Annotated in this window: 10 protein-coding genes; 3 read left to right on the top strand and 7 right to left on the bottom strand. The window is 71.1% G+C overall.

The genetic code is table 11. The features are described 5' to 3' along the window. Window positions 1-108 precede the first annotated feature (108 nt). The 4 genes from ABZ267_RS31980 to ABZ267_RS31965 form a co-directional block, all read right to left on the bottom strand. The gene (locus ABZ267_RS31980; protein WP_356754155.1) at window positions 109-1299 is read right to left on the bottom strand and encodes a lipid-transfer protein; all 1191 of its coding nucleotides are present in this window, start codon (window positions 1297-1299) and stop codon (window positions 109-111) included. Next, the gene (locus tag ABZ267_RS31975; RefSeq protein ID WP_356754153.1) at window positions 1296-1739 is read right to left on the bottom strand and encodes a zinc ribbon domain-containing protein; all 444 of its coding nucleotides are present in this window, start codon (window positions 1737-1739) and stop codon (window positions 1296-1298) included. The genes ABZ267_RS31980 and ABZ267_RS31975 overlap by 4 nt, the downstream gene beginning before the upstream one ends. Before the next feature lie 122 nt (window positions 1740-1861). Then, entirely contained in the window at window positions 1862-2209 is a 348-nt protein-coding gene (locus tag ABZ267_RS31970) for a DUF962 domain-containing protein (RefSeq protein ID WP_356754151.1), read from the bottom strand. A 107-nt stretch (window positions 2210-2316) separates the two neighbouring features. Further along, window positions 2317-3153, bottom strand: coding sequence for a M15 family metallopeptidase (locus tag ABZ267_RS31965; RefSeq protein WP_356754149.1), 837 nt, complete (start codon window positions 3151-3153; stop codon window positions 2317-2319). A 60-nt stretch (window positions 3154-3213) separates the two neighbouring features. On the opposite strand from ABZ267_RS31965, the gene ABZ267_RS31960 reads away from it, so the two are divergent. Further along, window positions 3214-3780 (top strand): NUDIX domain-containing protein, encoded by a 567-nt coding sequence (locus tag ABZ267_RS31960; protein ID WP_356754147.1) that lies wholly within the window; start codon window positions 3214-3216, stop codon window positions 3778-3780. 29 nt (window positions 3781-3809) lie between these two features. Here ABZ267_RS31960 and ABZ267_RS31955 read toward each other — a convergent pair whose 3' ends face one another. Further along, window positions 3810-6164 carry a glycoside hydrolase family 31 protein gene (locus tag ABZ267_RS31955; protein WP_356754145.1) on the bottom strand — a complete coding sequence of 785 codons (2355 nt, stop codon included), beginning with the start codon at window positions 6162-6164 and terminating at the stop codon, window positions 3810-3812. A gap of 214 nt (window positions 6165-6378) precedes the next feature. Here ABZ267_RS31955 and ABZ267_RS31950 point away from each other — a divergent pair, with 214 nt between their 5' ends. Both ABZ267_RS31950 and ABZ267_RS31945 read left to right on the top strand, forming a co-directional pair. Then, a complete protein-coding gene (locus ABZ267_RS31950) occupies window positions 6379-8358 on the top strand; it encodes an acetoacetate--CoA ligase (RefSeq protein WP_356754143.1) in 1980 nt (659 codons plus the stop codon). 62 nt (window positions 8359-8420) lie between these two features. Further along, window positions 8421-9359, top strand: coding sequence for a hypothetical protein (locus tag ABZ267_RS31945; RefSeq protein ID WP_356754141.1), 939 nt, complete (start codon window positions 8421-8423; stop codon window positions 9357-9359). Window positions 9360-9432: 73 nt separating this feature from the next. Here the strand turns inward: ABZ267_RS31945 and ptsP are convergent, their stop codons facing one another. Both ptsP and ABZ267_RS31935 read right to left on the bottom strand, forming a co-directional pair. After that, window positions 9433-11103 (bottom strand): phosphoenolpyruvate--protein phosphotransferase, encoded by a 1671-nt coding sequence (ptsP, locus tag ABZ267_RS31940; RefSeq protein WP_356754139.1) that lies wholly within the window; start codon window positions 11101-11103, stop codon window positions 9433-9435. Between the two features lie 76 nt (window positions 11104-11179). After that, a complete protein-coding gene (locus tag ABZ267_RS31935; RefSeq protein WP_018512548.1) occupies window positions 11180-11629 on the bottom strand; it encodes a PTS glucose transporter subunit IIA in 450 nt (149 codons plus the stop codon). Between the last annotated feature and the right edge of the window lie 474 nt (window positions 11630-12103).

Genomic DNA, 12103 nt, shown 5'->3' with positions numbered 1-12103 from the left:
CCGACAGGGGTACGGGCCGCACGTCGTCCGGCGAACCGGGCTGCGAGTGTTCTGCTGCCGTGACTGGCCGTCAAGTCATGTGCAGGCAAAAGGTTCCTTGGCGACGACTCACCGGACGGCCACCACCGCCGAACCGTGCCCGAACAGCCCCTGGTTGGCCGTGATGCCCACTCTGGCCCCCGGCACCTGACGGTCCCCGGCCCGGCCGCGCAACTGCCAGGTCAGCTCGCCCACTTGGGCGATCGCCTGCGCCGGCACCGCCTCGCCGAACGAGGCGAGCCCGCCGCTCACGTTGACCGGGACCCGGCCACCCAGTGCCGTGACCCCCTCCCGTACGAGCTTCGCGCCCTCGCCCGGAGCGCAGAGCCCGATGTCCTCGTACCACTGCAACTCCAGTGCGGTGGACAGGTCGTAGACCTCCGCCAGCGACAGATCCTCCGGCCCGATCCCCGCCTCCTCGTACGCGGCCCGGGCGATCGATCGCCGGAAGCTCTCCGGCGACGGCTCCACGGCGACCGCCGAGTCGGTGCCGATGTCCGGCAGATCGAGGACGGTCCGCGGAAAGGTCGGCGTCACGGTCGAGACGGCCCGGATCCGCACCGGATCGGCCACTCCGCGCCGCCGCGCGAACTCCATGCCGCACAGCACCAGCGCGGCGGCACCGTCGGAGGTGGCGCAGATGTCCAGCAGCCGCAGCGGATCGGCGACGACCGGAGAGGCGGCAACCTCTACTGCTGTCACGGGAGTTCGGTAGCGCGCGTACGGGTTGAGCGCCCCGGCCGCCGCGTTCTTCACCTTGACCAACGCGAAGTCGTCGGGCGTATCTCCGTACAGGGTCATCCGGCGCCGCGCGTAGAGCCCGAAGTACGCCGGGTTCGTCGCTCCGAGCACCCGGAAACGCAGCCAGTCCGGATCGTCCGGCCGCTCCCCGCCCGCCGGCGCGAAGAACCCCTTGGGCGCCGAGTCCGCTCCCACCACCAGGACCACATCCGCCATCCCGGCCAGGATCTGGGCCCGCGCGGTGTTGATCGCCTGCGCCCCGGACGCGCACGCGGCGTACACCGAGGTCACCCGCGCCCCCTGCCACCCCAGCGCCCGCGCGAACGTCGCCCCGGCCACATACCCCGGATAGCCGCCCCGGACCGTCTGCGCGCCGACCACCGACCCCACCTCGGGCCACCCGATGCCCGCGTCGTCGAGAGCGGCCCGCGCGGCGGCACGCCCGTACGCGACGAAGCCACGCCCCCACTTGCCCCACGGATGCATCCCGGCCCCGAGCACGGCCACATCGCCGGTCACGACAGCGCCTCCGCCGCCACGGGCCGCCAGTGCCACGTCGTGTGTACGGTGCCGGCCGCCGGATCCGCGTCCAGGACGCCCGGCACCACCTCCACCACCGACCCGACGGGAAGATCGTCCACGCCGACGCCGGGCGCGGCCTGTCCCAGCACCACCATCCGCTCGGCCGTCAGCTCCACGGCGACCAGCGTGTACGGCACCCAGGCCACCTCGGGATCGCTGACGTACGGAGGAGGGGGCCGGTAGCGGCCATCGGTGCAGGACCACACCGTGCCGCGCTTCGACAGCGGCACCTCCTCCAACTCCCCGCCGGAGCAAGCCGGATTGCGGCAGTGGCCGTCCTCACGGGGGAAGTGGACCGACCGGCAGTCCCAGCACCGGGTGCCCAGCAGCCGGAACTCCTCCTCCGAGGTGTCCTCGGTGAACCAACCGGCCACCACAGGTATGCGCGTACGCGGCAAAGTCCCTCCCCGGCACTGAAACTGACGGAACGTCAGAAGTGTGCCACGGGCGGCCGCGCCCGGCGAGAGGAGCGGCCACGGGAGCCGGCTCCGTGCGCGACTCAGCCGTTCTCGGCCAGCCACTTGGCCGCGGTGTCGGCCAGCTCGGCGTCCTGGCCGGTCAGCATCATCCCGATCATCTGCGCGTCCCCGCGAAGCGACCACGCCGGATGCCCGAAGGTCGCCGGGTTGTTCTTCTCGATCAGGAAGTGCGCGGGCCAGGCCGTGCCGTACCCGATCAGCGGCAGCGCCGCCAGATATCGCTTCCGCCCGCGTGCCAGCCCGTAGGCGGCGATGCTGAGTCCGGTGAGCGTGCCGGTCAGATGGACCCAGCGGGTGGCGGCGCGGGAGTGCATCGCGACGTAGTAGGGCCAGAATTCCTCGTACGAATCGAACGTCTGCTGTGACATACGGGCACCGTATCGGCCCGATCGGCAACCGAACACGCCCCTTTCGCGTCCGAAAGGAAGAACAGGCGGCCGGAGCCCACGGGGGTGGTCCCGGTCGCCCGTTCCCCTCAGGGCCTGCCCACCGACCTGCGGTCCACCGGAAAGTCGAAGTAGGTGTCCGGGAACGGCTCGGGCTCGTAGGTGAAGTGCCACCACTCCTCGGGCAGGTTGACGAAGCCCATCTCGGTCAACGTCCGCTTCAGGAACTGCCGGTTGGCGCGTTGCTTGCCCTGGATCCGGGGATCGTCCGTATGCGACAGGGTGTCGAAGCAGTCGTAACCGGTGCCCATGTCCACCGAGTTGTCCGGGAACCGCTCACCCTGCGGTGCGAAGCAGGGCGTCAGCCGCTCACCCGGGCGGTACGGCCTGGTCGGCAGAGCCGGCAGCCGGACCAGCGTCAGATCCACCGTGCTCCCTCTGCTGTGCCCGGACTTCTCCGCGATGTAACCGTCCTCGAACAGCCGGGACTTGTCGACCAGCGGATAGAACTCCGCCTTCATGGACTGGTCGTCGAGATCCTTCGCCCACCGCACGAAGTGGTCGACCGCCCGCTGCGGCCGGTAACAGTCGTACACCTTCAGCGAATAGCCCTGTCGCAGCAGCCGCTTCTGCGCCAGACGCAGCGCGCGGGCGGCGGGCCGGGTCAGGATGCAGACGGACTGCCGGTAGCCGTCGACGCGCTCGCCGAGGAAGGTGTGGGCCGTGGTGTAGCGCATCTCCTGGATGATCGTCGGATCCACCGACCGCAACGCCACGAACCCATCAGGCGCCTTGGGTTCGGGACGGGCCTGCGCCGATACGGGCTCGTGCCGGGCCTGTGCCGGAGCGGGGGCGGCGGCCGTGACGGCGAGCAGAGCGGCTCCAGCGGTGGCCAGGGCGCGGAGAGCGGTACGCATTCCTGTCATGGCCACATCGTCTATCAGCTTCCCGTCCCCGGCGAAAGGACGATCGGATACAGTCCGCCCGTGTCCGAGCCCACCAGCAGCCCCGCCCCGACGACCGGTCGACAGCCGACCCCGTACGTCAAGGACTCCCACTGCTCCACCTGCGGAGCCCCGTACACCGCCCTCACCACCCCCGGCACCTGGCCCCGCACCTGCCCGCGCTGCGGCTCCACCGCCTACCGCAATCCGCTCCCGGTCGCCGTGGCCCTGCTCCCGGTGACCGGCCCCAGCGCGACCGGACTCGTCGTCATCACCCGCACCATCGAACCGCGCAAGGGCGGCACAGCGCTGCCCGGCGGCTTCGTCGACCACGCCGAGGACTGGCGCCACGCGGTCGTCCGGGAACTGTACGAGGAGACCGGGATCGAGGCCGAGGCACCGGACGTCCGCCTCGCCGACGTCCTCAGCGACACCGCAGGCCACCTCCTGGTCTTCGGCCTCCTCCCGGCACGTCCCCTGACAAGCCTGCCGCCCTCCGTCCCCACCAACGAGACCTCGGGTTACGAGATCCTGTACGCACCCCGCCCGCTCACCTTCCCCCTGCACACGGAAGCGATGAACGCCTGGTTCGCGGGCCGCTACGGCTGAGCCCGAGCCCCTAGCCGTACGAGCGGCTCCTAGTCACCACGAACCCGCACCGGAAGCCCCACCGAGCCCCCCGCCCCACCGTCCCGCTCCACCACCACACGGTCCCCCTCCCAGCGCGACACATACCGCTCGACCTCCGCCTCCGCCCACCCGTCACCCGGATCCCGCACCACCAGCCCGCCTCCGGTAAGGCCGGGAGCCGGCGCCCACACCTCCAACTCCAGGTCACCGTCCGCGTCCCGCACCGGAATGACCGCGCCGGCCCGCGCCAGCACCGGAATGCGGGAGAGCGGCGCGTCGACCACCACCGGCCCCGGTCCCTCGTACGCCCGCCCGGTCACCGTGTCGTACCAACGCCCGCGCGGCAGCCGCACCACCCGCCGGTCCGCACCCTCCTCCATCACGGGCGCCACCAACAGCGCATCGCCGAGCAGAAACGCGTCCTCGCACCCGCGCAGCGCCCGGTCACCCGGCGCCGCCCACCACACCGGCCGCACATAAGGCGCACCCGACAACCGCGCCACGTGCGAGAGCGTCACGAAGTACGGGTGCAGCCGCTCCCGTTCCACCAGCGCCGTCCGCGCGTGCTCCAGCACCTCCGGCCCGAACTCCCACGGCTCCCGGCGCCCCGCGTCGATCGCCGCATGCGTCCGGAACAACGGCAGGTACGCACCCAGCTGGAACCACCGCAGATACAGCTCAGGCGACGGGAACCCGTCGAATCCGCCCACATCCGGCCCTGAGTACGGCACCCCGCACAGCCCGAGACCCAGCACCAGCGAGAGCGAGACCCGCAGCCCCGGCCACCCGGTCGACACATCACCGGACCAGGTGCCCCCGTACCTCTGCATCCCCGCCCACCCCGACCGCGAGAACAGGAACGGCCGCTCCTCGGGACGCAGCCGGAGCAGCCCCTCGTACCCGGCGCGCGCCATCGCGAGCCCGTACACGTTGTGCGCCTCGCGATGGTCGCCGCCCGCGCCCTCCAGGACGTGCCGGGCCGACCGCGGCAGGGACGGGTCGCCGAACGCGGTGAAGGAGACCGGCTCGTTCATGTCGTGCCAGACCCCCGAGAAGCCCTGCGCAAGCCGTTCCTCATACAGGAATCCCCACCATTCCCGCACAATCGGATCAGTAAAATCCGGATAGACGCAGGCACCTGGCCACACCTCACCCACCACCACCCGCCCCCGCGCGTCCCGGACATACGCCCCTCGCTCCCCGAGCGCCACGCCCGCGTCGAACACCGCGTCACCCGGCGCCGCCTTCACCGCCGGATCCACGATCGACACCAGCCGTACGCCCTCGTCGCGCAACTCCTTGGCCAGCCCGGGCAGCGCCGGGAACCGCTCCCGGTCGACCGTGAACACCCGGTGCGCGTCGTAGTGGTCGATGTCCAGATGCAGCACGGACAGCGGAAGCCCTCGTTCGCGGTACCCGGCCACCACCCGCCGCACCTCCCGCTCACTCCCGAACCCCCACCGCGCGTGCTGCGGCCCCAGCGCCCACGACGGCGGCACCGCCGGCGCACCCGTCAACGCCGTCCACCCGCGCAGCACCCGGGCCGGCGTCCCCGCCACCACCCAGCACCGCAGCGGCCCGCCCTCCATCCGCACCTCACAGGTCCCCGGCCGGTCGTGCCCCGAGCCCGCGCCCTCCTCGCCCTCGCGCACCACCACCCGGCCCGACCAGGTGTTGTCGTGGAACGCCAGATGCGTCCCGGCGTCCGACACCACCACCTGCACCGGCATCGTCAGATACAGCGGATCGTCCTCCGGCCCGAACCGTCCGCCCGGATCCGTGTTCCACAGCCCGTACGCCCCGTCCCGCAGCCGAGGCCCCGACGCCCGCCCGCCGAGCCCGAAGAACCGCGCGTCCGCCGGCACCTCCGACCGCTGCACCCACCGCACCGCGCCGCCGCCCACCGGCTCCCACCAGCGCGGCGGCAACTCCCGCCGCAACAGCACCCCGCCCGGCGTCCGCAGCTCCACCGCACCCGTACGCGACACGATCACCGTCAGCCGCTCGGAGACCACCTGCCAGCCACCGTCCTGGCCCGGCTCCAGCACCGCCCGCGGATCCGGCCCCGGAACCTCACCCGCCAACGCGTACGACGGCAGCGGATCCGCCCCGTCCCACGCCCAGAACACCGCACCGCCCACCGCCACCCGGACCCGCAGCTCCGAACGGGCGAACCGCACCACACCCCCGCCAGGACCCGGCTCCGCCCCCACCAGAGCACCGGGCACCCGAGCCCGCTCCGCACCGCGCGGAGGCAGCGCACGCGCGTCCGCCGACCGGCGCCGCCAGGCCGCGAGCACCGTCCGCAGCCCCCGTACCGAACCGACCAACCTCACCCGACGCACCAGGTCACGACCGTCCATGGCGCACACCATGCCACCCGCCAGGACCGCAGAACCTCCCGTTCAACTGCCGTTCACCCGTCCTCGCCGATGCATCGCAGCCCGCATCACGCCGGGCCACCCTGGTGCCGAAGACGATCACATGGCATCGTCCGTGTCAGCCGCTCACGCGCACACCCCAGCCCGTGCGCGCCGACACGCCACCCGCGTACCCGTCCAGCCAGGGAGCCGCCCCATGACCGCAGCCACGCCCGACGCACCCCTCTGGCAGCCCAGCCCCGAGCGCATCGAGGCCGCGGCCGTGACCCGCTTCCAGAGCTGGGCCGCGAGCCGCTTCGGAGCACCGGCCGACGGCGGGTACGAGGCCCTGCACCGCTGGTCCGTCGACGAGCTCGACACCTTCTGGCAGGCCGTCGCCGAGTGGTTCGACGTCCGCTTCTCCACGCCGTACGAGAGCGTCATCGGCGACCGCACCATGCCCGGCGCCACCTGGTTCCCCGGCGCCACCCTCAACTACGCCGAACACGCGCTGCGCACCGCCGAGGACCCGGCCCGAGCCGACAGCCCCGCGCTCCTGTACGTCGACGAGACCCACACCCAGGTCCCGATCAGCTGGGCCGACCTCCGCCGCCAGGTCGGCGCACTCGCTGCCGAACTCCGCGTCCTCGGCGTCACGCCCGGCGACCGCGTCAGCGGCTACCTCCCGAACATCCCGCAGGCCGTCGTCGCCTTCCTCGCCACCGCGGCCGTCGGCGGCGTCTGGACCTCCTGCGCCCCCGACTTCGGCGCCCGCAGCGTCCTGGACCGGTTCCAGCAGATCGAACCCGTCGTCCTCTTCACCGTCGACGGCTACCGCTACGGCGGCAAGGAGCACGACCGTACGGACACCGTCGCCGAACTCCGCCGCGAACTGCCCACCCTCCGCGCCGTCGTCCACATCCCGCTGCTCGGCACCGACGCCCCCGAAGGCGCGCTCGCCTGGGCCGCCCTCACCTCCGCCGACACCGAGCCGGTCTTCGAACAGGTCCCCTTCGACCACCCGCTCTGGGTCCTCTACTCCTCAGGCACCACCGGCCTGCCCAAGGCCATCGTCCAGTCCCAGGGCGGCATCCTGCTCGAACACTTCAAGCAGCTCGGCCTCCACTGCGACCTCGGACCCGAGGACCGCTTCTTCTGGTACACCTCCACCGGCTGGATGATGTGGAACTTCCTCGTCTCCGGCCTCCTCACCGGCACCACCGTCGTCCTGTACGACGGCAGCCCCGGCTACCCGGACGTCAGCGCCCAGTGGCGGATCGCCGAACAGACCGGCGCCACGCTCTACGGCACCTCCGCCGCGTACGTCATGGCCTGCCGCAAGGCCGACATCCACCCTGGCCGCGACTTCGACCTCTCCCGCATCCAGTGCGTCGCCACCACCGGCTCACCGCTCCCGCCCGACGGCTTCCGCTGGCTCCACGACGAGGTCGCCGAAGACCTCTGGATCGCCTCGGTCAGCGGCGGCACCGACGTCTGCAGCTGCTTCGCCGGAGCCGTCCCCACGCTCCCGGTCCACATCGGCGAGCTCCAGGCCCCCTGTCTCGGCACCGATCTCCAGTCCTGGGACCCGGCGGGCAAACCACTCACCGCCGAGGTCGGCGAACTCGTCGTCACCAACCCGCTGCCGTCCATGCCGATCCGCTTCTGGAACGACCCCGACGGCAGCCGCTACCACGACAGCTACTTTGACATGTACCCCGGCGTCTGGCGCCACGGCGACTGGATCACCATCACCGACCACGGCTCGGTGATCATCCACGGCCGCTCCGACTCCACACTGAACCGCCAGGGCGTCCGCATGGGGTCCGCCGACATCTACGAGGCCGTCGAACGGCTCCCCGAGATCCGCGAGTCCCTCGTCATCGGCCTCGAAGAGCCCGATGGCGGATACTGGATGCCGCTCTTCGTCCACCTCGCCGAAGGCGCCACCCTCGACGACGACCTGCGCGCCGCCATCAAGGCCACCATCCGCGAGAACCTCTCCCCGCGCCACGTACCGGACGAGGTCATCGAGGTCCCCGCCATCCCGCACACCCTCACCGGCAAGCGCATCGAGGTCCCGGTCAAGCGCCTGCTCCAAGGCACCGAGCTCGCCAAGGCGGTCAACCCGGGCTCCGTGGACAACCTCGACCTCCTCCACTTCTACGCCGAACTGGCCGCGAACCGCCGCCGCTGACCGATTGTCAGTGCCCCTGATTACGCTGAGTGAGCAAGGATTCACCGCGCACAGGGGGACACATGGCGCAGACCGAGAACACCAAGCACAGCTCGAAGCACAACAAGAAGCACGGCACCACAGCACACACCACCACCCTGCGCCGCACACTGCGCCGCGAAGCTCCGAGCACCGTCGGCCTCCTGGTCGACACGCAGGACTTCGCGGCCATGCGGCGCTACCGCACCTTCCCGTTCGACGACCACGCCGCCTACCTGCACCAGGTCGAGGGCCTGCTCAAATCTCTGGCCGCCCAGGGCATGCACACCACGGTGGCGCTCTTCGACCCGGAGGACTACGCCGATTTCTGCGCGGAGTCCGGACTCGACGCGGACACCGGCGCCAGCCGCAGCCGCTTCACCGCCGAGATCGCCGCCGGCGGGGCCACGATCGCCTACACCGGCCAACGCCTCACCGACCTCATCCCGCTCCTCGTCTCCCGCGCGGTCCGCCAGGCCACCTGGGAGTACGCCACCCTCCTCCTCGCCGACCTCGGCGCCTGTGTGGACTGCGGTCAGGACATCGGGCGGGCCGCCTTCGACCGGGCCTCCCACCTCCTGACCCGCCTGCTGGAGACGGCCGGACCGGGCACCCACCACCTGGTCTGCTCCACCCCGACGGAGAACGACCAGCTCCTGGCGGTGCTCCACACCCACCGCGACACCACCGGTCCGGCCCGCCTCGACACCTCGGAAGGAGCGGAGTTCGCCACCGTGCTCGCGGTGGCCATCGCCCTGGAGGCACCCGGGGGAGTGGTGCTCCGCACCAGCGCGCCCGACAGCCCGGACCGCGTCCACGGCTGGCGACTCGCGTACGGCGCCCTCGCCCCGCTCACCGCGGGCGAGGTCTTCAACGCCTACTGCACCGACGCCGAGACCGGAGAGCCCGTCTCCCCGGAATCCGGCGTGGAGTACTGCGCGGGATTCGACATCGGAGCCGACCCGGCAGAACCGCACCGCTGACAGGCGCACACGACAGGAGGGGCTTCCCGCCTCGGCGGAAAGCCCCTCCAGGACCTGCTTCTTGCGGCTCTGGCTACTCGCCGGACAGCACAGCCTGAGCGGCGCTGCGCGCCTCGTCGGCGGAGTCGGCCGAACGCGCGGCGTTGGCCGCACGCTCGCACTGGGCCAGCGTGTACTTGGCCAGCGTGGCACGCACATAAGGAATGGACGCCGCACCCATCGAGAGCGAGGTGACACCCAGACCGGTCAGCACGCAGGCCAGCAGCGGATCCGCGGCGGCCTCACCACAGACACCACAGCTCTTGCCCTCGGCACGAGCCGCCTCGGCGGACAGCGCGACCAGATCCAGCAGCGCCGGCTGCCACGGGTCCTGGAGCCGGGAAACCGCGCCCACCTGACGGTCGGCCGCGAAGGTGTACTGCGCCAGGTCGTTGGTGCCCAGCGACAGGAACTCCACCTCCTGGAGGATCGACCGCGCCCGCAGAGCGGCCGACGGAATCTCCACCATCGCGCCGAACTTCGCCTGCAGCCCGGCTTCACGGCACGCGTCCGCGAACGCCTTGGCGTCGATGCGGTCGGCCACCATGGGCGCCATGACCTCCAGGTACACCGGCAGGCCTTCGGCCGCCTTCGCCAGCGCGGTCAGCTGGGTACGCAGCACCTCCGGGTGATCCAGCAGGCTCCGCAGCCCCCGCACACCGAGCGCCGGGTTCGGCTCGTCGGCCGGCGTCAGGAAGTCCAGCGGCTTGTCCGCGCCGGCGTCCAGTACGCGGACGACGACACGCCCCTCGGGGAACGCCTCCAGCACCGCACGGTAGGCAGCAACCTGCTTCTCCTCGGAGGGAGCCTGCTTGCTGTCGTCCAGGAAGAGGAACTCGGTGCGGAACAGCCCCACACCCTCGGCCCCCGCCTCGACCGCCGCGGGCACATCGCCCGGACCGCCGACATTGGCGAGCAACGGCACCTTGTGCCCGTCCGACGTGGCGCCGGGACCGGTCGAGGAGGACAGCGCCGCCTTACGAGCAGCCGCCGCGGCCTCCATCTCCTCACGCTTCTCGGCGCTCGGGTCGACGAAGATCTCGCCCGTGCTGCCGTCCACGGCCACGACCGTGCCCTCGGCCAGCTCACCGGCACCGGGCAGAGCCACCACGGCCGGCACACCGAGCGCCCGCGCCAGAATCGCGCTGTGACTGGTCGGCCCGCCCTCCTCGGTGACGAAGCCGAGAACCAGCGTCGGGTCGAGCAGCGCCGTGTCCGCCGGCGCCAGATCGCGCGCGATGAGCACGTACGGCTCGTCGCTGTCCGGAACCCCGGGCATCGGCACACCGAGCAGCCGCGCCACGATCCGGTTCCGTACGTCGTCGAGGTCGGCGACCCGCCCGGCGAGGTACTCACCGGCGTTGGCGAGCAGCGCCCGGTACGCGGCGAACGCGTCGTACACCGCGCGCTCGGCGGTGCTGCCCACGGCGATGCGCCGCTCGACATCGGACATCAGCTCGGGGTCCTGCGCCATCATGGCCTGCGCCTCGAGCACGTGCTGTGCCTCGCCACCCGCCAGATTGCCGCGCGCGATGAGATCGGCGGCCACGGCCTCCACCGCCTGGCGGGCACGCCCCTGTTCGCGCCCGGCCTCCTCGGTGGGGATCGATTTGGCGGGCGGCTCCAGCACCGCCGTACCCATGTGCCGAACCTCGCCGATGGCCACACCGTGGCTCACGCCGACGCCTCGCAGCGTTGTCTCCATTTCACCCGTCTCCGGTTGTGCGGCGACCGTGTCACCGCGGTGGTTGTGCAACTGGCCTGTCACTGCGCCCGAGGCGCTACTGCCAGCCGAACAGCGTGTCGCCGACCTTCACGTCCCCGTCCTCACGGACATCGGAGAGCGACTCGGCGGTGGCCTCCAGGGCCACGATCGGGCAGATGGGTGACTTGCCGGCCGCCTCGACGCCGGCCGGGTCCCAGCGCACGATGCTCTGGCCCCGGGTCACCGTGTCCCCCTTGTTCACGAGAAGCTCGAAGCCCTCGCCGTTGAGCTGGACGGTGTCGATACCGAGGTGCGTCAGAACCCCGTGTCCGTCGGCGTCGACGACGACGAACGCGTGGGGATGAAGGGAGACGACGATGCCGTCGACAGGAGATACGGCCTCGGAGGGCTCACGTACGGGGTCGATGGCGGTGCCGGGACCGACCATCGCGCCGGAGAAGACCGGGTCGGGAACCGCGGTGAGTCCGATGGCGCGTCCAGCAAGAGGGGACGTCACGTTGGTCATGGGGAGCCTCCCAGGGGGTGGAGATTCAGGTGTCGCCGCCGCGGCTGATGTGGGGACGGCGTACTGCTCAGCAGAGTAAGTCATATGAAGTCCCGGTTCCGCCCGAGACCGCCCGGTTGACAGGTCTAGGGGTACACCGCAAGCGATTTGCCTCGATCCCCAGCGGCCTGTACTGTCGTACTCCTGCCTGACCCCAACGCGACTTTGAGTCGGAGGTCGGCGGCGACCTTTGAGCCCAGATCCTAACCTTGAACCTTCCTCCGGCATGCCCGAGGGACGTGGTCAAGGGAACAGAAAAGGCCTGATAGAGTCGGACTCGCCGAAAGGGAAAACCGCGAAAGCGAATTACCTGGAAGCGAAAATCAGCAAAACCGTTCGACCCGCTTCGACCGGGAATCGGACACGAAAGAGTCTGATAGAGTCGGAAACGCAAGACAGCAAGACAAAGAAGTACATGAAGGGAAGCGCCCGGAG

This window comes from Streptomyces sp. NPDC006174, from assembly GCF_040614075.1.
In the GTDB taxonomy this organism is placed as follows: domain Bacteria; phylum Actinomycetota; class Actinomycetes; order Streptomycetales; family Streptomycetaceae; genus Streptomyces.
This window is presented reverse-complemented; position numbering and strand designations above follow the sequence as displayed.

Bases quoted from the DNA above. Each gene is read 5' to 3' on its own strand.
- ABZ267_RS31970 (WP_356754151.1), bottom strand. From the start codon at position 2,209: ATGTCACAGCAGACGTTCGATTCGTACGAGGAATTCTGGCCCTACTAC.
- ABZ267_RS31965 (WP_356754149.1), bottom strand. From the start codon at position 3,153: ATGACAGGAATGCGTACCGCTCTCCGCGCCCTGGCCACCGCTGGAGCC.
- ABZ267_RS31955 (WP_356754145.1), bottom strand. From the start codon at position 6,164: ATGGACGGTCGTGACCTGGTGCGTCGGGTGAGGTTGGTCGGTTCGGTA.
- ABZ267_RS31950 (WP_356754143.1), top strand. From the start codon at position 6,379: ATGACCGCAGCCACGCCCGACGCACCCCTCTGGCAGCCCAGCCCCGAG.
- ABZ267_RS31945 (WP_356754141.1), top strand. From the start codon at position 8,421: ATGGCGCAGACCGAGAACACCAAGCACAGCTCGAAGCACAACAAGAAG.
- ptsP (WP_356754139.1), bottom strand. From the start codon at position 11,103: ATGGAGACAACGCTGCGAGGCGTCGGCGTGAGCCACGGTGTGGCCATC.
- ABZ267_RS31935 (WP_018512548.1), bottom strand. From the start codon at position 11,629: ATGACCAACGTGACGTCCCCTCTTGCTGGACGCGCCATCGGACTCACC.